At 66.0% G+C, this 20,854-nt stretch carries 21 protein-coding genes; 11 read left to right on the top strand and 10 right to left on the bottom strand.

Features of this window, described 5'->3' with window-relative positions; genetic code table 11:
- Window positions 1-546: 546 nt before the first annotated feature.
- Window positions 547-1,563 carry an AraC family transcriptional regulator gene (locus tag B7G54_RS33335; RefSeq protein WP_085042975.1) on the bottom strand — a complete coding sequence of 339 codons (1,017 nt, stop codon included), beginning with the start codon at window positions 1,561-1,563 and terminating at the stop codon, window positions 547-549.
- 122 nt (window positions 1,564-1,685) lie between these two features.
- Window positions 1,686-2,810, bottom strand: a complete 1,125-nt coding sequence (locus B7G54_RS33340; protein WP_085042976.1) for an MBL fold metallo-hydrolase — start codon at window positions 2,808-2,810, stop codon at window positions 1,686-1,688.
- An 83-nt stretch (window positions 2,811-2,893) separates the two neighbouring features.
- On the opposite strand from B7G54_RS33340, the gene B7G54_RS33345 reads away from it, so the two are divergent.
- Window positions 2,894-3,547, top strand: coding sequence for a TetR/AcrR family transcriptional regulator (locus tag B7G54_RS33345; protein WP_085042977.1), 654 nt, complete (start codon window positions 2,894-2,896; stop codon window positions 3,545-3,547).
- Between the two features lie 193 nt (window positions 3,548-3,740).
- Window positions 3,741-4,232: a flavodoxin family protein gene (locus B7G54_RS33350; RefSeq protein WP_085042978.1), complete on the top strand. Its 492-nt coding sequence runs from the start codon at window positions 3,741-3,743 to the stop codon at window positions 4,230-4,232.
- Between the two features lie 110 nt (window positions 4,233-4,342).
- Here the strand turns inward: B7G54_RS33350 and B7G54_RS33355 are convergent, their stop codons facing one another.
- A complete protein-coding gene (locus B7G54_RS33355) occupies window positions 4,343-4,927 on the bottom strand; it encodes a DUF2889 domain-containing protein (protein WP_085042979.1) in 585 nt (194 codons plus the stop codon).
- A gap of 724 nt (window positions 4,928-5,651) precedes the next feature.
- Between B7G54_RS33355 and B7G54_RS33360 the strand changes: the two genes are divergently transcribed.
- The gene (locus B7G54_RS33360; RefSeq protein WP_085042980.1) at window positions 5,652-6,323 is read left to right on the top strand and encodes a ProQ/FinO family protein; all 672 of its coding nucleotides are present in this window, start codon (window positions 5,652-5,654) and stop codon (window positions 6,321-6,323) included.
- A 499-nt stretch (window positions 6,324-6,822) separates the two neighbouring features.
- Window positions 6,823-7,884: a DMT family transporter gene (locus B7G54_RS33365; RefSeq protein WP_085042981.1), complete on the top strand. Its 1,062-nt coding sequence runs from the start codon at window positions 6,823-6,825 to the stop codon at window positions 7,882-7,884.
- A gap of 120 nt (window positions 7,885-8,004) precedes the next feature.
- On the opposite strand, the gene B7G54_RS33370 is transcribed toward B7G54_RS33365, so the two are convergent.
- The 4 genes from B7G54_RS33370 to B7G54_RS33385 form a co-directional block, all read right to left on the bottom strand.
- Window positions 8,005-8,370 carry a bleomycin resistance protein gene (locus tag B7G54_RS33370; protein WP_085042982.1) on the bottom strand — a complete coding sequence of 122 codons (366 nt, stop codon included), beginning with the start codon at window positions 8,368-8,370 and terminating at the stop codon, window positions 8,005-8,007.
- Between the two features lie 60 nt (window positions 8,371-8,430).
- Entirely contained in the window at window positions 8,431-9,021 is a 591-nt protein-coding gene (locus B7G54_RS33375; RefSeq protein ID WP_085043023.1) for a nitrogen fixation protein NifQ, read from the bottom strand.
- Between the two features lie 84 nt (window positions 9,022-9,105).
- Window positions 9,106-9,531 carry a TOBE domain-containing protein gene (locus B7G54_RS33380; RefSeq protein WP_085042983.1) on the bottom strand — a complete coding sequence of 142 codons (426 nt, stop codon included), beginning with the start codon at window positions 9,529-9,531 and terminating at the stop codon, window positions 9,106-9,108.
- 299 nt (window positions 9,532-9,830) lie between these two features.
- On the bottom strand, window positions 9,831-10,421 hold the full coding sequence (locus tag B7G54_RS33385; protein ID WP_244289460.1) for a TetR/AcrR family transcriptional regulator: 591 nt from the start codon (window positions 10,419-10,421) through the stop codon (window positions 9,831-9,833).
- Between the two features lie 232 nt (window positions 10,422-10,653).
- On the opposite strand from B7G54_RS33385, the gene B7G54_RS33390 reads away from it, so the two are divergent.
- The 7 genes from B7G54_RS33390 to B7G54_RS33420 all read left to right on the top strand — a co-directional run bounded on the left by B7G54_RS33390 (window position 10,654) and on the right by B7G54_RS33420 (window position 18,125).
- Window positions 10,654-12,222, top strand: coding sequence for a bifunctional 3-(3-hydroxy-phenyl)propionate/3-hydroxycinnamic acid hydroxylase (locus tag B7G54_RS33390; protein WP_085042985.1), 1,569 nt, complete (start codon window positions 10,654-10,656; stop codon window positions 12,220-12,222).
- An 11-nt stretch (window positions 12,223-12,233) separates the two neighbouring features.
- Window positions 12,234-13,136, top strand: coding sequence for a VOC family protein (locus B7G54_RS33395; RefSeq protein WP_085042986.1), 903 nt, complete (start codon window positions 12,234-12,236; stop codon window positions 13,134-13,136).
- Between the two features lie 64 nt (window positions 13,137-13,200).
- Window positions 13,201-14,046: an alpha/beta fold hydrolase gene (locus B7G54_RS33400; RefSeq protein WP_085042987.1), complete on the top strand. Its 846-nt coding sequence runs from the start codon at window positions 13,201-13,203 to the stop codon at window positions 14,044-14,046.
- Between the two features lie 53 nt (window positions 14,047-14,099).
- Window positions 14,100-14,888 (top strand): fumarylacetoacetate hydrolase family protein, encoded by a 789-nt coding sequence (locus tag B7G54_RS33405; protein ID WP_085043024.1) that lies wholly within the window; start codon window positions 14,100-14,102, stop codon window positions 14,886-14,888.
- A gap of 8 nt (window positions 14,889-14,896) precedes the next feature.
- Window positions 14,897-15,844, top strand: a complete 948-nt coding sequence (locus B7G54_RS33410) for an acetaldehyde dehydrogenase (acetylating) (RefSeq protein WP_085042988.1) — start codon at window positions 14,897-14,899, stop codon at window positions 15,842-15,844.
- Window positions 15,845-15,857: 13 nt separating this feature from the next.
- Complete coding sequence (gene dmpG, locus B7G54_RS33415) at window positions 15,858-16,880, top strand: 4-hydroxy-2-oxovalerate aldolase (RefSeq protein WP_085042989.1); 1,023 nt, start codon at window positions 15,858-15,860, stop codon at window positions 16,878-16,880.
- 135 nt (window positions 16,881-17,015) lie between these two features.
- A complete protein-coding gene (locus tag B7G54_RS33420; protein ID WP_244289461.1) occupies window positions 17,016-18,125 on the top strand; it encodes a porin in 1,110 nt (369 codons plus the stop codon).
- 15 nt (window positions 18,126-18,140) lie between these two features.
- Here B7G54_RS33420 and B7G54_RS33425 read toward each other — a convergent pair whose 3' ends face one another.
- From B7G54_RS33425 to B7G54_RS33435, 3 genes are read right to left on the bottom strand one after another with little or no spacing between them, the layout of a single operon-like run.
- Window positions 18,141-19,658 carry an efflux transporter outer membrane subunit gene (locus tag B7G54_RS33425; RefSeq protein ID WP_085042990.1) on the bottom strand — a complete coding sequence of 506 codons (1,518 nt, stop codon included), beginning with the start codon at window positions 19,656-19,658 and terminating at the stop codon, window positions 18,141-18,143.
- Window positions 19,655-20,635 carry an efflux RND transporter periplasmic adaptor subunit gene (locus B7G54_RS33430; protein ID WP_085042991.1) on the bottom strand — a complete coding sequence of 327 codons (981 nt, stop codon included), beginning with the start codon at window positions 20,633-20,635 and terminating at the stop codon, window positions 19,655-19,657. Before B7G54_RS33430 ends, B7G54_RS33425 begins: the two co-directional genes overlap by 4 nt.
- Window position 20,636: 1 nt before the next feature.
- Window positions 20,637-20,849 carry a DUF1656 domain-containing protein gene (locus tag B7G54_RS33435; protein ID WP_011350409.1) on the bottom strand — a complete coding sequence of 71 codons (213 nt, stop codon included), beginning with the start codon at window positions 20,847-20,849 and terminating at the stop codon, window positions 20,637-20,639.
- Window positions 20,850-20,854 lie beyond the last annotated feature (5 nt).

Raw genomic sequence — 20,854 nt, forward strand, 5'->3', positions numbered from 1 at the left:
TAAAACAATTCATCCCTGGCCTGATGCCGAAGAGAAATCGAGTTGCTGAAAATCAGATCTGTCACGACTCGCTGTCAAGTCTCTGATTGGATGCACCGCGTCGATATTCAACGAGAGTTGTCACGTGACAACGCACATCCGGGTCGCACAATTCGTTCGATTGCATAGTGACGCGAGAATCCGGCACCTGAAAATTCGCAGCCAGGCGCCCGACAGACAGTAAGACGATGGGGTATTGAGGAGGGGGCGAAGTCCCTCACCAGTTCATGAGGTCCGCATGGGGCGGCTTGCATATGGCCGATCAATGATCGAGCGTTTGGACCGCGTCTGACTTCGCGAGGCGTCCACCCGCTACGCGATACTCAACTAAAGGTTCCTGGACGGCCGTCGAGCAATCACTCCTGAGCTGGCAAGATGCCCAAAAGCGCGCATCCCGCCACGCGCGTCCGCCTCAGCCGGATCGATCCCTTATGCGTGAAGCTGATTCACCCATTCTCCGGATACCGCCAAACTCGGCATCCAGCATCTCCGGTGCCGTCTCCGCGATCAATAAGTCGCCGCTACAGACAGAACGACCTCTGCTCCGCTCCGCAGGCTATCGATATCTCTTCGTGGAGAATTGCCGAACAACCGGCTGTATTCGCGATTGAACTGGGTCGGGCTCGCATATCCGACCCTGAACGATGCCGACGCGGCGTCGAGCCGTTCGGACAGCATCAGCCGGCGCGCTTCGTTGAGCCGTATCCATTTCTGGTATTGCAGCGGACTCATGCCGGTGAGCTGGCGGAAGTGGTGGTGGAACGTCGAACTGCTCATCTGAACCTGCGCCGCCAGATCGTCGACGCGCAGTGATTCGTCGTAATGGGTCCGCAACCACTGGATCGCCCGCGACACGCGGTTGCCCTGACTGCCGGCGGACGCGATCTGACGCAGACGGGCACCCTGGTTGCTCGTCAGCAGCCGATAGTAGATTTCCCGCTCGACGGACGGTGCAAGAACGGCAATGGCGTTCGGGTCATCCAGTAACGCCAGCAACCGGTTCACTGCGTCGTAGAGCGGTTCGGTCATATCGCCGACGACGAGGCCGCGGCCCGCAGGGGCTTCCTCGTGATCCGGTGCGACTTGCGCCATCAGTTCGGCCATGACGCGAAAATCAAGCTTGAGCCCGATTCCGAGAAACGGCCTTTCGCGGCTGGCCTCGATGACCTGCGTCGAACCTGGCAAGTCGAGCGACGTGATCAGAAAACGGTTGGCGTCGCAGAGATACACATCGCCGCTCTGAATGAGCCGCTTCGTGCCTTGAACGACGAGACCGAAGCTCGGCTCGACCATGCAGTCCATCGGCTGCGTTGCCGCCTCCCTTCGATGGAGGCTCAGGTTCGGAATGGCCGTGATGAGGTGGTCGACGCCTTCCGTCCATCTCGCGACACGCTCTGCTAGCGTTTGTCGCAAGTCGTTCTCCCGGCTTTGGCGGGTTGAGCGAGGGCCAGCAGGGTTGAATGCAGCGCTGGTGGCGTCGTCGACGTGTTGGCCGGGGGCGTATCGGGCGGGTGCCGGATGCATGACTTCTCTACTCAGTAATCGGATCTACAGGCAGGCACGTCGATGTGCGGGTACGCCGGAAATGCGCGTCCCGGAGCACGGCATTGCCGCGCTCCGGGAAAAATGCGCAACGTCCGGCGGGGCTACTTCGTCGCCTGCGATGCGCAAAGCGGCCAGCGGCGCGCTTTCGTGGCAACGGACGTCGCGCGCTCGTCCACCGTGCGCCACCACCGCTCGCCGCGATGCGGTTCGTTGAGAGCGAGGCGCTCGCCTATCCTGGGCGTCGACAGTTCGACGCCGCGCACGATCGCCAGCGCCGTGACGCGCTCGAACGGCTCGTGCCAGCGATGCATCGCGAGATCGAACGTGCCGTTGTGGATCGGGACCAGCCAGCGTCCGCGCAAATCGATGTGCGCCTGCACGGTTTCTTCTGGCTGCATGTGCACGTACGGCCAATGCGCATCGTATGCGCCTGTTTCGATCAGCGTGACGTCGAACGGCCCGAGGCGCTCGCCGATCGTTCGGAAACCGTCGAAATAGCCCGTGTCGCCGCTGAAGAACACGCGCAAGTCGTCGGCGACGATGACCCAGGACGCCCACAGCGTGCTGTTGCCGTCGAACAGGCTGCGCCCGGAAAAGTGCTGGGCAGGTGTCGCGGTCAGCGTCAGGCCGGCCACATCGACACTCTGCCACCAGTCGAGCTGACGGACTTTTTTCGCATCGATGCCCCATTCGATCAGGCGGTCGCCGACACCCAGCGTGGTCACGAACACATCGGTGGTTGCCGCAAGCGCGAGCACCGTGTCGCGGTCGAGGTGATCGTAATGATCGTGCGACAGGATCACACCGCGCAGCGGCGGCAGATCATCGAGCGCGATCGGCGGCGCATGGAAGCGCTTGGGGCCGACGCGCCGAAACGGCGACGCACGCTCTGCAAACACGGGATCGGTCAGCCAGAATTCGCCGCGCAGCTTGAGCAGCAGCGTCGAATGGCCAAGCCGGTACAGGCTGCGATCGGGGGCCGCGTCGAGTGCCGCGCGGGTCAGCGAATCGACGGGCAGCACGCCCGCAGGCACGGTATGGCGTGGCTTGTTGAACAGCATGGTCCAGGCGATTCCGAGCGTTTTGCCCAATCCCTCGACCGGACGCGGCGCGACATTGCTGAAGCGCTCGCCATTGTGTTGCGGCGAGCCGCCAGACTGCGCGCGGCCGCGTCGGGCGGCCGCAAAACCCAGAATGCGATGAATCAAAACGAGAGGCGATGCCATGTCGGTTCGTCCGGCGGATAAAGTAAACTAAACAGTGTAGTTTATTCTTGGGATAAGTAAACTGCCCGGTGTAAAATTTCTGAATGGATACCAGCACTCCCCCTCAGCGCCTGACCGACCGAAAGCGCGCGGCCATCGTCGACGCGGCCATCGAGGAATTTCTCGCGTCAGGCTACGACGCGACCAGCATGGACCGCATCGCCGCGCGTGCGGACGTGTCGAAGCGAACCGTCTACAACCACTTCCCGGGAAAGGAAACGTTGTTCGCTGCGATCCTGCAAAAATTGTGGGATGCAACCCGAACGGGCAGCTCGCCCACCTATCGGGCCGACGTGCCGCTGCGCGAACAATTGCTCGCGTTGCTGGATCGCAAAATGCGCCTGCTCAGCGACGAGGCATTTCTCTCGCTCGCACGCGTCGCAATCGGTGCGGCCATCCATTCGCCGGAACGTGCGCGCGACATGGTCGAGCGTCTCGGCGAGCGCGAGGAAGACATGACGGTCTGGGTGCGGACGGCCGCAGCGGCCGGACGCCTGTCGGTCACCGATCCGGTGTTTGCCGCGCATCAGCTGCACGGTATCGTGAAGGTATTCGCGTTCTGGCCGCAGATAACGATGGGCCAGCCGCCGCTCGAGGCGCCGGAGCAACAAAAGGTCGCCGAATCCGCTGCCGACATGTTTCTCGCGTACTACGCGCGACCGGAAGACACCGACGCATCGCGCGCCACAACGGACTGATCGTGCATCCGGTCGAACTTGCGCGAATCGAAGCCGGTGCGATCGCACGATCGATGCGTGCGGGGCACCGACGAGCCGGAAAGCCGGCAGATCCGAGGAAGCGAACGAGGAGCGGCCTCATGGGATCGCTGGCCATCCAGCGGGAACCCGCGATGCCGCCGGCATACCTGAAACCGAACGCGAGTGACGACGAATGAAGACGCTGTTGATCGTCTATCACACGATGACCGGAGGCACGCAACAGATGGCTGAAGCGGCTGCCGGCGCGGCGCGCGAGCAACCCGGCGTCGACGTCAGGCTGCAGCGCGCGGACGCCACGAGCGCCGCCGACGTGCTGGCCGCCGACGCGTACCTGTTTGCAACGCCGGAGAATCTCGCGGCAATGTCCGGGCTGATGAAGGATTTCTTCGACCGCTGCTACTACGCGGCGCTCGATCGCGTGAACGGCCGCCCGTATGCGGTGATGATCTGCGCCGGAAGCGATGGGCAGAACGCGTTGCGTCAGATCGACCGGATCGCGACTGGATGGCGGTTGAAGAACGTGGCGCCGGGCCTGATCGTCTGTACGCACGCGCAGACGCCGGAACGCATCCTCGCGGCGAAGACGATCGACGGCGACGATCTCGCGCGCTGCGCCGAGCTGGGTGCCGGTCTTGCGGCGGGACTTGCGCTGGGCGTTTTCTGATGGCCGGTGCGGTGGCAGCGACGACCGGTTGGGGCGAGGCCCGATCGACGCACGTTTGGGCACGCGACACATGCGTGCTGCGGCGACGGGACTGGCCGAATACCTGACCCTTAGCCGCCCGTTACCGTCGTCGAAGGCCGGTGGTATTCGGGCCAAAGGCGTTTCACGAGATCGCGCGATGCGCCATAGGCATGGCAGCTGTCGATCTTGAGCGGTTTTCCGTCGCTGTCGCGGCCCTCGAGCGACGACTTTCGCATGCCGACCATCGTCTGATAGGCCGTGGTGGCGATCGGGCCGAGCAATTCCTTAAGGTGCGTGCACGTATCGCAGGATGGCAGGCGCTTGCGGACCTCGCTGTTCCAGCCGGCACCGATGCTCAGTCCGACGAGCGCTTGCAGCGAGTCGCCACCGCCCGGACACTGCGCATACGGATGCGACCGGAGGAACGTGGATACGGCGCGGACGACCATGTCGGCGTCGAAGACCAGCGTCACCCCGAGGTCGTGGATCGGCGACAGCGCAGCGACCGTCCGCGTGCCGCCCGGCGGCGTGAAATCGAAGGTCTTGCGGTCCGCGAGGCAGGCCGTCACTTCGAACTGGCCGTCGCTGCGCCGATAGCCGCGCATGTCGATCTGCCGATGGTGAATTTCCTCGCGCGTGATGCCGTCGGGCGGGATGTCGTGGGGGGGAACCATGTATCTGCTCCGTTTCGTACAACCGGTTCTCTTTTGCAGCCAGGCGGGATGTCAGCGGCTCGCCGCGGGCGCCGCGAAACGGGCCGAGGTACGCTGCCGACGACATCGATCCGGCCATACTACGCACTTTCCGTAATCTTCGTACGCCACGGGATCGATGTGGACGCAACGAGTCATGTGCGGGCACCGCTGCGGTCGAATGGGCACGGCACCAGCGCCGATCCATCGCCGTGATCGGCGATTCGCACGCAGCCGACGCCGCAGCCCGGGATTCCGAATGGCAGCCGAAGGCCGCGACGTACCGATGCGGCACGATTGCGTTCGACGTCGCAGGGCGGAACACCACGCATGGAGCGTCGATCCGCGCCGCCGGGGCAACCGCAGTGCGCAAGATGGCCCCGATTTTCGCTGTCGAGGGTGAACGACGTGACTTCCGGAAACGTATCCATATAATGCGCAACACGGCCGCATGGACGCATTTCCGGTGCCCCGAATCGGGCCAATGCAGACCGGCGAGTCAACCGGCCGTCGCGCGTACCGGTATACTTCCCTCCTGCCTTGTCCGGCATCGTGGCCGGGTGCCTGAAAACAGAGTGGCGTGCGCGATGCGGCCCCGTCGTGTTCCGCATCGGCGGCAGACGGGTCGCCCGCATGGCGGCGAAGCTTTTACGCCGCGCGGCATGGCCGCACGAACCACACCTTATATTCCTGGTGGATTGAATTTATGGGTTTTGAACAACTTGCCGAATTGCGGGCGCAGCTCGCAGCGAAGGCCAAGCAGGAGCGCAACGCGAAGCGGCCGGCAGCGCCGGCGGACACCGGCGCGAAGCCGAAGTCCGGCGACCAGCCGCAGCGTGGCGCCAAGCCGGCTGCCGCCGGCGCCAAGGCAAAAGCACCGCACCGCGCGAAGCCCGCGTCGGCGAAGCCGTCCGCGCCGGTCGATCCGGTCATCGTTGCGATCGGCAAACTGCAACGTAAGTTTCCGCACGCGTTCCCGAAGAATCCGGCCCCCAAAGTGCCGCTCAAGGTCGGCATCTGGGACGACCTCGCGCGCGAAGCACAGGCCGTCGGGCTCAGCGAAGCCGAACTGCGCGACGCGATGTCGACGTGGTGCCGCGGCAACCGCTACTGGTCGTGCCTCGTCGAAGACGCGGTGCGGGTCGATCTGCAGGGCAACGAAGCCGGGCGCGTCACGCATGACGACGCAGCGCGGGCGCGCCGCCTGAAGGCGCGTCGCCCCGGCAACAAGGGCGCGGGGCAATCAGCCAAGGGCGCACAGCAGCAGCCGAAGGCCGAGCAGCAGGCCGAGGCCGCCGCCGAGCCGCAACCGGCAAACGTGGAAGCGCAAGCCGACGCCGCGCCGCAGGTCGAGCAGCAAACGGCCGGAAACGAGTAATCCGTACCGCGCCGCTGCATCCCGCACGGCGCCGATCCGCATGCAGATTGCCTGCGGTGAATGCACGACAGACTGGCCTGCCTCGACCGAGGCAGGTCAGGACTGCTCCCAACGGCACTCGACGTGCCGTGCCGTGATCTCTCCCGCCTCGAACACACCACGCGACCGGACGAAGCACGTTCGCCGATCGGCGCTGCATGGACGATGTTTCGACATTGTCGTTTCCGCGTGGACGGTACGCCTATCCTGAATGTCGCGATGCTACATTCAATTAATTCGTTTTCCTGAAATATAGAAAGGCCGGAACCATGGATTGGCGGGTGGGCGCTCGCGTTCGGCTGTCATGACATGATGTCGCGCGATAATCCCGGCGGGGTCGTCGGGTCGCGTGCAAGCTGGCCGGTGCGATGCAGCTTGCATTCCGAAAGGTACGGAAAGTCGACTGCGACACAACCCGAAGCCACGGCCCACGCGTTTCACCCTCAATTCAAACCGGATCATGCACTCGAGACATTCCGCGATTCTCGTCGCGCTCATTGCGGCCGCGCTGTTCGGCGCCGCGACACCCCTCGCCAAGGCGCTGATCGGCGCGATGTCGCCATTCATGGTCGCCGGCCTGTTCTATCTCGGCAGCGGCGTCGGGCTCGGTATCGGGATCCTGCTTCGCCGCCTGCACAACCGTCATGCACCGGTCGCGGACGCCGCGCCGCTGCAGCGCGCCGACCTGCCGTGGCTGGCCGGCGCGATCGCGGCGGGCGGGGTGGCCGGCCCGGCTTTGCTGATGCTCGGGCTGTCGAGCACGCCCGCGGCGACGAGCGCGCTGCTGCTCAATCTCGAAGGCGTGCTGACGGCCGTCATCGCATGGGTCGTGTTTCGCGAGAACGTGGATTCGCAGGTGTTCCTCGGAATGGTCGCGATCGTCGCCGGCGGCACGCTGCTGTCGTGGACGCCGGGCCGGGCCGGCGTGCCGGTCGGCGCGTTGCTGATCGTCGGCGCATGTCTGTGCTGGGCGGTCGACAACAACCTGACCCGCAAGGTCGCCGCGAACGACGCGATGATCATCGCGTGCGTGAAGGGGCTGATCGCCGGACCCGTCAACATCGGCATCGCGCTGGCCACCGGCGCGACGCTGCCGGCCATCCCGGTCACGGCTGCCGCGATGCTGACGGGGTTAGGCGGCTACGGAATCAGCCTCGTGCTGTTCGTCGTCGCGCTGCGTCATCTCGGCAGCGCACGCACGGGCGCGTATTTCTCGATCGCGCCGTTGTTCGGTGTCGTACTGTCGCTGCTGATCTGGCCCGCGCTGCCGCCCGCGACGTTCTGGATCGCCGCCGCGTTGATGGCGCTCGGCATCTGGCTGCACGTTCGCGAACGGCATGAACACACGCACGCGCACGAGCGGCTCGAGCACACGCACCGGCATCGGCACGACGAACATCACCAGCATGCGCACGATTTCGCGTACGACGGCAACGAACCGCATACGCATCCGCACGTGCATCTGCCGATCACACACAGCCATGCGCATTTTCCGGACATTCATCACCGGCACCGGCATTGACCGCGCCATGAGCAGCAGGCGATACGGTTCGCAAGGTAACCGTTTATGGGGCGTGCGCCGCATTGTGCGCACGGTTGTTTTCAGCGCCGCCCGATCGCGGCAGCTACAGCGCGTGCGGGCCTAGTCATCGGTCTGGATCAGCCGGATCAGCGAACCGTCCGGATCGATCAGTGCGCCGACCGTGCCGCCCCAGGCTTCACGCGCCGGCCGGTGCGCGCGTGGCCAGCCGGTCGCTTGTTCCGGAACGCCGGCGGCGAGCACGTCGTCGAAGAAGGTGCCGACGTCCGCGAGCCGAAAGCAGCAACTGAACCAGCTCGTTGCCGGATCGAGTTCGGGGTGCGGGAAGAATTCCAGCAACAGGTTTCCGCGCTTGAGGATCATCCAGCCGTCGTCGCGCCAGGTTTCAGCGAACCCCAGTCTCTCGTAGAAGCGGGATGTGACTTCGAAATCGCGCGATGGCAGGTTGGGGCTCGCTATATCGGTCAAGGCGGTTTCTCCAGTTGGCGATGCGACGAATCGAATGGGCAGCTTGGGTCGCCGCGGTGACTATCGCGCGTGAGGAAAGCAGAAGCCGAAATCCTCGCAGCCCGGGCACCCGGGGGCAGGGTCCGGCGGCACATCGAGCGAGGCGGCCACTTCCTGTGCGAGGAATTTCTTCCAGCGCAGGTGAGCGATGTTGCGCGCGGCCAGCGCGGGGAAATAGCGATCGAGCATCGCGGATACCGCGTCGCGCCCGTCGAGCCCGAGGTCGCGCCACAGATGATCGGGGCGCAGGCAGGCGTGCGCGATGATCGACGCGAGACAGCTGGCGTCGTCACGGCCGGCGGCGGGATTCGCGTCGTCCATCAGCCGCGCGTGCAGCGTCCCGACGAACGCCGCGTGAGTGGCGGGCAGCAGTGTCATCGCGGCCGTCGGCATGAGTGCCGCGACATCGGTTGCAGGCAGGCGCGGAAACTGCCGCGCCAGCAGGCCGGCCAACTGCGGACGAGAGAGGCCGAGCAGCGCGAGTTCGTCGCGGCGCGCGCGTGCCGCAACGAGCGCGCCGAACAGGCGTGCGTCGGGCGTATCGGCGCTGGCCGCCGCGGACAGCAGCGACCGCAGCGCCCGTTGGCGAGCGTGATCGCGCTCGGCTGTCATCGTGTGCATCGGCCCGACAGCGGTACGGCGCGATCCGCGTGAATGCGCCGTGCCAAACGGATCGCCATCGCGATCGTCACGCGTTCATTCGACGCCGACGATCACGCTCGATGCCTTGAAGATCGCGGACGCAGCCGTGCCGCTCGCGAGGCCGAGGCGATCGACGCTGTCGTTGGTGACGATCGCGACGAGTTCGGCGCCGCCCGCTGCCTTGATCACGACTTCAGAATTGACCGCGCCTTTCGCGACCGACGATACCGTGCCCGCGACGCAGTTGCGGGCCGACACCTTGCTGCTGTCGACGTCGACCATCACGATGACCGAAGAAGCCTTCACGAGTGCGAATGCCTTCGAGCCGGCCGCGAGGCCCAGCGAAGCCGCGCTGCCGTGAGTGATCACGGCGACGATGTCGAGGCCGCCCTGCGTGCGAAGCGTGATTTCGTCGTTGACGGCACCGGTCTTGACGGCGCTGACCTGGCCGGCGAAATGGTTGCGGGCGCTGGTTCGCATGATGGATCTCCGGAAAATGAGCTGCCCGACGGGCGGTGGGTGAAAGACGGGAAATCGCGGACGAGTTTACCTTCAATGCCGGCGAAATGCGGCTCGGGTTTGCGATGCCCGGCATTCCGGTTGCGAGCGGTCGCACGGTTGCCCGGCTTGCCATTCGCCGGAAGCTTCCGGCGAGCCCGGCGCGGCTTCGCGCACCTGTCCGGCGAGTAGAGCGGCGGCGTCATGGTCGTCCCGCAATCCATGCTGTGCGGGACGACGCGGGACGACGCGAGGCGTCCGGCCGTTTGCGGCCAGCGCGCCTAGCTGCGCTTCGATGTGCTGCGCGGTGCCTTGCGGGCCGGGCTGGCCGGCGTCTCGCCCAGCGCGACGAGTGCATCGGTCAGTTGCGCCATGTGTTTCGCCATCGATCGCGGGTCGCCCGACTGCAACGACACGAAAGCGCCGTCGAAACCCATCATCCCGAAGTACGCGAGATCGTCCGCGGTGGCGGCGGACATCGCCTTGCCATCCTCGCCGAACGCGTTGCGAATCATCTCGCGCATGTAGTCGCGGCCTTCGTTGCGTACGTCGACGACGGTCTGCATCGCTTCCGGCTCCGCAGCCTCGTTGCTCATGACCATCACGAACAGCAGGCGCAGGAAATTCTCGCGGTGCAGGAAGACCTCGCCGGTCTTCTGCAGATACCAGCCCAGCCGCTCGCGCGGCGTGCCGTCGGGCGGGTTCTCGTGCGCATTGCGCATCGCATCGAAAAAGCCCCGCGCGCCTTGCGCCATCACTTCCGCGAGCAACCCTGCCTTGGAGCCGAAGTGATGGTAGATCGCGCTCTTCGGGATGCCGGTCGCCTCGACCAGCGCCGACATCGATGTGCCGGCATAGCCATAGGCCGACATGACGCGAGCCGCCGCGTCGAGGATTTCCTGGCGTGATTTCTGACCGCGCCGGTTACCGATTTGTTGTGGATTGTCCATTCCAAAAGTATACGCTCCCCAACTATTGTACCGATCAGTCCAATACTCGTTTTCCCTAGATTTCCAGTTTTGGACCTATCGGTACAATTCCGTCATCGAAGGTGTGGGCCGCCACACCGCGTGGCGAACGCACTACAGGAGAAGGAGACACCCCATGACTCACGAGTACGACGCCGACGTTGCGATCGTTGGCTATGGACCGACCGGCGTCATCGCCGCGCTCACGCTGGCCCGGCACGGCATTTCCTGCGTGGCGTTCGAACGACACCGCGAGATCTACCCGCGGGCGCGGGCGGTGACGGTCAACGACTGGACGATGCGGATCTTCCAGAATCTCGGCGTCGACGAAGCGGTGCTGAAGCACATCGATCCGCAGCGGGCGCTGCGCTGGATGCGCTACGACGGCACCGAAATCATGCGCATCGAACACCCGCCGTCGACGCTCGGCATCAAGCCGCGCTTCTTCAACATCTATCAGCCGACGATGGAAGCGGCCTTGCGCGAGTGCGCGGCGAAGTACGAACGCGAAATCGACGTGCGCTACGGCTTCGAGGTGGTCTCGCTGACGCAGGACGACGCGGGCGTCACCGTGCGCACGAGAAACACGGCCACCGGCGACACGAACGACACACGCGTGCGCTACGTGATCGGGTGCGACGGCGGGAGCAGCGCGACGCGCGGCATGCTCGGCATCAAGCTGCTCGGCGATACGCTGGACGTGCAGTGGATCGTGATCGACTGCCGCGTGAAGCGCTGGTGGCCGGATCGCAACCTGCTGACCTTCTGGTCCGACAAGGAGCGGCCCGTGGTCGATATTGCGCTGTCCGGCGGCAATCATCGCTGGGAACTGCCGCTCAAGCCCGGCGAAAGCGAGGCCGATTTCTCGACCCACGAGCAGGTCTGGCCGCTGCTGAAGGCGCTTGGCGTAAGCGAGGACGACGTCGAGATCCATCAGTACGCGTTCTACCGGCATCACACGCGCATGGCCGATACGTGGCGCGCCGGCCGCGCGTTTCTCGCCGGCGACGCGGCGCACCTGATGCCGCCATGGGCCGGCGCCGGCATGCAGACCGGCATGCGCGATGCGTTCGATCTCGGCTGGAAACTTTCTGGTGTGCTGAACGGTACGTTGTCCGAAGATTTTCTCGATACCTACGAAACGGAACGCCGGCCGAACGCGACGTTCTACACGCAGCTCGCTGTTCAGCTCGGCCGCATCATCAAACAGGAGCTGACGGAGGACGAGCAGGCCGCACTTGCCGCGCCGCCCACCCCGGACGCGCCCGAGCCGCCGTTGATTGCGCCGCCCGTGCTCGCGGCCGGATGGCTGCGCGGCCCGCTCGGTGGCGCGAGCGTTGTCGGCCGGATGGTGCCGCAGCCGGTGGTGGGCGACAACCGCGGTGCGATGGCGCGGCTGGACGACCTGCTGGGTGACGGCTTCGTACTCCTTGGCGACGACGTCGATCCGGCCAGCCTGCTCAGCGCCGACGAGAAGGCGGCATGGGACCGGCTGGGCGCGCGCTATATCGCCGTGCGCCAGCAACATGAGCATACGCAGGGCCCCGACGAATTCGTCGATCTCGACGGCGTGCTGCAGCCGTGGCTGCGCAAGTTCGGCGCACGCGCGGTCGCGCTGCGGCCGGACCGCTTCGTCGCGGCCGCCGACGTGAGCGGCCTCGCCGTACCCGGTCACACCGTCAGTCGATGCGGGACGAATCAATGAAGGAGAGCAGGATGAGTACAGTGACGGAACTCGGATACGTCGGCATCGAGGCAAGCGATCTTGCCGCGTGGGAGCGCTTCGCGGCCGGCTTGCTCGGCATGCAGGTCGGCCGCCGCACCGACGACATGCTGAGCTTGCGGATGGACGACGCGGCGCATCGCTGGATCATCGTTCGGGGCCGCGCCGACGATCTCGCGTTCACCGGTTTCGGTTGTGCGACGGACGCGGATCTCGATGCGATCGTCGGCCGGCTGCGCGCGGCCGGCAACGACGTCGTCGAAGGCGACGCGCAGTTGTGCGCGCAACGGTCGGTTCGCCGCCTCGCCGTGACGACCGATCCGCTGGGCAACTGCGTCGAGCTCTATGTCGGGCTGGCCGCCGCCGATGCGCCGTTCGAGTCGCCGCAACGCGTGTCGCGCTTCGTCACCGGCGGAATCGGCGCGGGTCATCAGGTGCTGATCGAGAACGGCGTGGACCGTCGCGTGCTTGTCGACTGGTACGGGCTGCTCGGCTTTCGCACGACGGACGTCATCGACGAGGAGGTGGCGCCCGGCATCGTGGCCAGCGTGGCGTTCCTGCGCTGCAACCCGCGTCATCACACCGTCGCGTTCGCGAACATGCCGTTCGGCAAGCGCATGCATCACTTCATGATCGAAGCCGCCGATCTCGGCGACGTCGGGCTCGCGCATGACCGCTGCCTCGAAGCGAAGCAGCCGCTCGAGATGAGCCTCGGCATGCACCCCAACGACCGGATGTTCAGCTTCTACGTTCGTACGCCGTCGGGCTTCAACGTCGAGTTCGGCTGGGGCGGGCTCGTCATCGACGAAGCCAGCTGGGAGGTTCAGCACCTGGACCGGCTCAGTACCTGGGGGCATCGTCCCCCGCACGTCGTCGCGGACCTGCTGCGCGGCTGACGCCCCACGCGCGACCGCAACGTCGCTGCGACACACCTCAATCACGTTCGGGAAGGAAACCATCATGGCGCTTACCCAGGCTCAGACCAGCCGCACCGTCAAGACACGGGACTGGCAACTCCATTACCACGAGGCCGGCAGCGGTCATCCCGTGATCCTGCTGCACGGCAGCGGCCCGGGCGCAACGGGATGGAGCAACTTCAGCGGCAACATCGATGCACTCGCGAAGCAGTTCCACGTATACGCCGTCGACATGCCCGGCTGGGGGCAATCGGATCCGGCGACGGTCGACCAGCTCGATCATGTCGACGCGGCGATCCAGTTCATGGATGCGCTGGGCATCGAGCGGGCCGCGTTCGTCGGCAATTCGATGGGCGGCCAGACGTCGTTGCGGCTCGCGACCGAGCATCCGGAACGCATCACGCACCTCGTGACGATGGGGCCGCCGGTGGGCCGCATGCCGACGCTGTTCGGCGCGGGCGACGGCCCGTCCGAAGGGCTCAAGGTACTGATCCAGGCGTACCGCGATCCGTCGCCGGAGCACATGCGCCGGCTGGTGGAGATCATGGTGTACGACAAGGCGCGCTTTGCGACGGCGGAACTGTGCCAGGCCCGTTCGGATGCCGCGCTGCGGCGCCCCAAGCACCTGAGCAACTACGTGGCTGGCCTGCCGGCCGGTGCGCCGCTGCCGAAGTGGGTGAAGCCCGAACTGCTGCCGGCGATCAAGACGCCCACGCTGCTGATCCACGGGCGCGACGATCGCGTGGTGTCGTTCGAGACGTCGCTGTATCTGCTCGCGAACATTCCGGATTCGCGTCTCGTGCTGCTGAACCGGTGCGGGCACTGGGCAATGATCGAGCATCCGGACGAGTTCAACCGCCTGGTCGCCGATTTCATCGCGAACGCATGATGGGCATGCGCGATTCCAGTTCAACACCGACCGATTGCGGGAGAACCTTGAAGATGCCGGATTCCGAAGTCATCAATACGCTGGCCGCGCGCCTCCGTCACGCGGAGGCGCAATGCCGCGCGACAACACCGGTGCGCGGCGAGATCGCAACCGATGACGGTGCGGCCGCGTATGCGGTGCAGCAAGCGAATGTCGACCTGCGGGTCCGAAACGGCGAGCGCATCGTGGGGCGCAAGATCGGCCTGACGTCACTCGCGGTGCAGCAGCAGCTCGGCGTCGACCAGCCCGATTTCGGCACGCTGTTCGCGTCGATGGCGGCGGGCGACGCCGAACCGATGCGACTGTCGAAGCTGATCCAGCCGAAGGTCGAAGCGGAGATCGCACTCGTGCTCGAGCACGACCTCGTGCACGAGAAGCACACGTTCGCCGACCTGCAGCGTGCGTGCGCGTATGCGCTTGCGGCGATCGAGGTCGTCGACAGCCGGATCGCAGACTGGGACATTCGCTTCGCCGACACCGTCGCGGACAACGCGTCGAGCGCGCGCTTCGTGCTCGGCACCCGGCCCGTGCCGCTGAAGGATGTCGATCTCGCCGGCTGCGAGATGACGCTGTCGTCGGACGGCGACGTGCTGTCGCGCGGCAACGGTGCTGCCTGCCTCGGCAATCCGCTGAACGCGGCCGTGTGGCTTGCCGACCGGATGGTGCGGCTCGGCACGCCGCTGCGCGCGGGCGATGTGATCCTGACCGGCGCGCTCGGGCCGATGGTCGCCGTTCGATCGGCGGGCACGTTCGTCGCGCATGTTGCCGGCCTCGGCGACGTACGAGCGACTTTCATCGATTGAGGATTTTCATGAGCCATCCGAAACTCAAGGCCGCGATCATCGGCTCGGGCAACATCGGCACCGACCTGATGATCAAGATCATGCGACATGCGCGGCATCTCGACGTTGCCGCGATGGTCGGTATCGACCCGGCGTCAGACGGCCTGGCGCGTGCGGCGCGCCTCGGTGTCGCGACGACGCACGAAGGCGTCGAGGGCCTCGCGCGATTGCCGGAGTTCGACGATATCGACTTCGTGTTCGATGCGACCTCGGCCGGCGCGCACGTGAAGAACGACGCATTTCTGCGTGCACTGAAGCCCGGCATTCGCTGCATCGACCTGACACCCGCGGCGATCGGCCCGTACTGCGTGCCGGTCGTCAATCTCGACGCGCATCTCGACGCGCCGAACGTGAACATGGTGACCTGCGGCGGCCAGGCGACGATTCCGATGGTCGCGGCCGTATCGCGCGTCGCGAAAGCGCACTACGCGGAGATCGTCGCGTCGATCAGCAGCAAGTCGGCCGGGCCCGGCACGCGCGCGAACATCGACGAATTCACCGAGACGACGTCGAAGGCGATCGAAGCAGTGGGCGGCGCGGCGCACGGCAAGGCCATCATCATCCTGAATCCGGCCGAGCCGCCGGTGATGATGCGCGACACCGTCTATGTGCTGTCGGAGTTGGCCGACGAAGCGCGGATCGCCGCGTCGGTGGACGAGATGGCCCGCGCGGTACAGGCGTACGTGCCGGGCTATCGCCTGAAGCAGGCGGTGCAGTTCGACGTGATCCCGGCGTCCGCGCCGCTCGACATTCCGGGCCTCGGCCGCATGAGCGGGCTGAAGACCTCGATCTTCGTCGAGGTGGAGGGTGCCGCGCATTACCTGCCGGCATATGCGGGCAATCTCGACATCATGACGTCCGCCGCACTCGCGACCGCCGAGCGCATGGCGCAGTCGCTGCAGCGCGCGAGCGCGTAACGGGACCTTCATCATGAGCAAGAAACTCTATATCTCCGACGTCACGTTGCGCGACGGCATGCATGCGATCCGGCATCGGTATTCGATCGACGACGTGCAGGCGATCGCTCGCGCGCTCGATGCCGCACGGGTCGACAGCATCGAGGTCGCGCACGGCGACGGCCTGCAAGGATCGAGCTTCAACTACGGGTTCGGCGCGCATGGCGATCCAGAATGGATCGCGGCCGCGGCGGATGTCGTCACGCACGCGAAGATCGCGACGTTGCTGATTCCGGGCATCGGCACGATCCACGACCTGAAGGCTGCCTACGATGCAGGCGCGCGCGTCGTGCGTGTCGCGACGCACTGCACCGAGGCCGACATTTCGAAGCAGCACATCGAGCATGCACGCGCACTCGGGATGGACACGGTCGGCTTCCTGATGATGAGCCACATGACGACGCCGGACCGGCTGGCCATCGAGGCGAGGAAAATGGAAAGCTACGGCGCGACCTGCATCTACGTGGTCGATTCCGGCGGCGCGATGAACATGAACGATGTGCGCGACCGCTTCCGTGCGATCAAGGCCGTGCTGAATCCCGACACGCAGACGGGCATGCATGCGCACCACAACCTGAGCCTCGGCGTCGCGAACTCGATCGTCGCCGTCGAGGAAGGCTGCGACCGGATCGATGCGAGTCTTGCCGGGATGGGGGCGGGTGCCGGCAACGCGCCGCTCGAAGTGTTCGTCGCGGCAGCCGAGCGCCTGGGCTGGGATCACGGCACGGATCTTCACCTGCTGATGGACGCGGCCGACGACATCGTGCGTCCGTTGCAGGATCGGCCGGTTCGCGTGGATCGCGAGACGCTCGCGCTCGGCTATGCCGGCGTCTATTCGAGTTTCCTTCGCCATTCGGAAGCGGCGGCGCGGAAGTACGGGCTGAAGGCGGTCGATATTCTGGTCGAGCTCGGCAAGCGCCGGATGGTCGGCGGGCAGGAGGACATGATCGTCGACGTCGCGCTGGATCTTCTCAATACGCGTTCCACCGCTCGATAGCGGTTCGATCACGAAGCAGTCGTGCCTGTCCGCGCAGGACAGGCACTGCCGGCACGCATCGTTTCGATGCGGCAGTACGAAAATAATAATCAATATAACTAAATAAACTGGAAATCAGGTCAATGGAGACGAGCAATGAAAAGTATGGTCTGGCTGGGAATCGCGCTGGGCGCTTCGGCATGCATGCACGACGCACAGGCGCGAACGGGTAGCAGCGTCGCGCTGTATGGTTTTCTGGATGCGGGCATCACCTACATCGGCAATTCGGGCGGGCACGGCAACCTGAAGTTCGACGACGGCATCATGGCACCCAATCTGCTGGGTATCCGGGGGGACGAGGATCTCGGTGGCGGCACGCACGCGGTCTTCGATCTCGTCAGCCAGATCGCGGTCGGAACGGGGGCGATCCAGCCGCCCGGCAAAGGCCTGTTCGGGCGCAACGCCTGGGTCGGGTTGACCGACGACCGGTTCGGGTCGATCAAGTTCGGCAACCAGTACGACTTCATGATCGACTCGCTGTTCTTCGGCCGCACCGATGCGGCGTTTGCAGTCGGCGGCCTGTACGGTTTTCGCGCGGGCCCTTTCCAGAAAATCGCGCTTCCGTACAACCCGCCTTACGCGGCCCAGTTCGACTGGGACCGGATGTCCGGCCAGACGGTGGCGAACTCGGTCAAGTATCAGTCGCCGTCCCTCTACGGCTTCCGGATGGGCGCGATGTACGGGTTCGGCGGTGTGCCCGGATCGATGGGAAGCGGAAACAGCGTCAGTGCCGGCCTGAACTACGATCACGGCGCGTTCGGTGCCGCCGCCGCGTTCATCGAAGTCAAGTATCTGCAGCCGGGCGGGCCGCAAGTCGGCATCCGCAACTGGGGCGTCGGCGCGCGCTACGATTTCGGCCGCCTTGCGATGAATGCGCTCGTCACGACCGTGCGAAACGGGGCGAACGGCGGTGCGATTGCGCAGGGCGAACTGGGGGCGACGTTCCTCGTCACGCCCGCGCTGCAGCTCGGTGCGAGCTACCTGTACATGAAGGGCAACGCGTACCTCGAGAACAACCACGCGCACCAGCTGAGCGCGTCGGTGGACTATTTTCTTTCCAAGCGGACCACCGTGTACGCGGTGGCCGTGTACCAGCGCGCGAACGCCAACGCGCAGGCACTCGTCAGCGGCATCGTCGACCCGAACGGCACCGCCAGCGGCCCGAATCAGCTGCTGGCGCGTGTCGGGGTGCAGACGCGCTTCTAGGTCTTGGTCGGCGGGTTACCCGGCGGCGGTGACGACGGCCGAGGCTGCCGACGCACCGCTTGCCGGCGCCGGCTTCGACGTCTGCTTCGATGCGTCGGGTGCCGTATCGTCATCCCACCCGCCGCCGAGCGCGAGAAAGAGCCGCACCTGGTCGGCCGCGACCTGGCCTTCGGCGGCCGCCACCTGCGCCTGCACGCTCGTCAGCGTGCGCGTCGCGTCGAGATCGGAGATGAACGACTCGCGGCCGGCCAGATAGAGGCGATGCGTTTCGTCGGCGGAGTTGCGTGCCGATTCATAGGCCGTGCGCAGCGCTTCCGTGCGCTGCACGTCGGCCGCATAGGTCGCGAGGCTCGACTGCGTTTCGCGCAGCGCGTTCAGTACGACGCCGTCGAAGTGCGCGAGCGCGCCGCCCGTTGCGGCTTCGGCTTCGCGCACGCGCGCACGCTGGCCGTTGACGGGGAATGACCAGCTGATCAGCGGGCCGAACGACCAGCGATTCGTCGTGGACGAGAACAGGTCGGCGGCGACACCGACCGAGCCGGCCGACGCGCCGATGCTGACCGACGGGTACAGCGCGGCGGTCGCCACGCCGATGCGGGCGGTCGCGGCGGCGAGCTGCCGTTCGGCTGCACGCACGTCGGGGCGGCGGCGCAGCAGCGCAGCGCCGTCGCCGATCGGAATCGGCTGGCGCAGCTTCGGCAGGCGCTCGCATTCGGTGACGGCTTTCGGCAGGTCGGCCGGCGAGCGCGCGAGCAGCGCGGCGAGCTGGTATTGCGCGACCTTGCGGCGGCCTTCGAAGCGCGGGATATCGGCGGCGAGGGTGCGCACCTGCGTCACGCCGCGTGTCACGTCGGTCTGGTTGCCGCGCCCGGCATCGCGCAGCCGCTGCGACAGCTTCACGCGCTGCTGCTGCAGCGCGAGCGACTGCTTCGCGACGGCCAGCTCGTCGCCGGCCGAACACGATTCGACGTATGCGCGCACGACGTCGGCGACGACCGTGATGCGCGCCAGGTCGCCGGCGGCCCTGACGGCCTCGCTGTCCGCGCGCGCGGCTTCGACGCCGCGCCGCAGCTTGCCGAACAGGTCGATCTCGTACGACACGTTGATGCCGACCATCCCTTCGTTGACGACGGGCAGCTTGTTTTCGAGCAGGTATTGCTCGGCCGATTCCTGTGCGCGCTGCACGGTGGCTTCCGCGCCGCCCGAGAAGCCGCCCTGCTGGCTCGCGACTTCCAGCGCCGCGCGCGAGCGCGCGAGGTTGGCCGCGGCGACGCGCAGGTCGGTGTTCGACTTCAGTGCATCGCGCACGAGCCCGTTGAGCACGGGGTCGTCGTAGAGCTGCCACCAGTTGCCGGGCACGGCATCGCGCGACACGAGCGTGCCGTTCGCGTCGTCGAGCGCATGGTTCGCGAGCGGCGCATTCACGTACGCCTGCTGCGGCAGCGTGTAATCGGGGCCGACGGACTTGCACGCGCCGAGTGCGAGCGCAAGCGGCGCGAGCGTTGCGGCTAGGCGCAGACCGTGCGGCTTCATCGCGATGCTCCTGCTGCGCTGGCGGCCGTGGAGGAAGCCGTCGATGCCGGCGTGACGATCGACGCAGCGCTCGCGCCGGCCGCCGGCTTTGCGTTGTCGTTGCGGCGCGTGTCGGCTTCGCGCATCGAGACGGTCGCGGTGCGGCCCGCGATCATCCGGAAATCGTCGGGCACCTCGTCGAGCACGACCCGCACCGGTACGCGCTGTGCGAGCCGCACCCAGCTGAATGCCGGGTTCACGTTCGGCAGCAGGTTCGCGCCCTGCGTGCGGTCGCGATCCTCGATCGCGGCGACGATGCTCTGCACGTGGCCGCGCAGCGCATGCGGCTCGCCCATCACGATGATGTCGACCGGCTGGCCGATATGGATGCCGCGCAGCTTGGTTTCCTCGAAGTAGCCGTCGACGCGGAACGAATTGCGGTCGACGACCGACAGCACCGCGCGGCCGGCCGGCACGTATTCGCCGACGCGCGGTGCGCGGTCGTTCAGGTAGCCGTCTACGGGACTGACGATCGTCGTGCGCTGCAGGTTCAGCTTCGCGGTGTCGAGCGACACCTGCGCATCGGCGACGGCGGCTTCGCCCTGTTCGACGCGCGTGCGGCTTTCCTCGACCTGTTCGCTCGCGACCAGGTTGCCGAGCTGCAGGTTGCGGGCGTATTCGCGCTTCGCCTGGGCGAGCGTCGCGCGACGCTGCGCAAGCGTGGCTTCGGCGAGCCGTTCCGCGAGCGTGTAGCGGGCCTGGTCGATCACGAACAGTACCTGGCCGCGCTTGACCTCCTGGTTGTCGGCGACCTGCACCGACGTGATGAGGCCCGCCACGTCCGGCGCGACCTGGATCACGTCGGCGCGCACGTGACCGTCGCGGGTCCACGGCGAGAACATGTAGTAGTTGACGATGCGCCACAGCACGACGGCAGCCACGGCAACGACGATCAGGGTGAGCAGGATTTGCCCTGCCGAGAGCCAGGTTTTTTTCACGTTAGGTAGCCACGAGATGGTGGGAAACGATCACGACGGCGGCAAACACGAACACGTAGATGCCGAGGTCGAAAATCGAACGGTGCCAGACGAGGCGGTAGAAGCCGACGCGCTCGAGCACCGCGCGCACGACGATGTTGATCAGGTAGGCGATCAGCATCAGCACGAGCGGGGCCGGCACGAATACGCCGAAGATGTCGATTTCGCCGATCATGGTCG

This window comes from Burkholderia puraquae (assembly GCF_002099195.1).
GTDB classification, from domain to species: Bacteria; Pseudomonadota; Gammaproteobacteria; order Burkholderiales; family Burkholderiaceae; genus Burkholderia; species Burkholderia puraquae.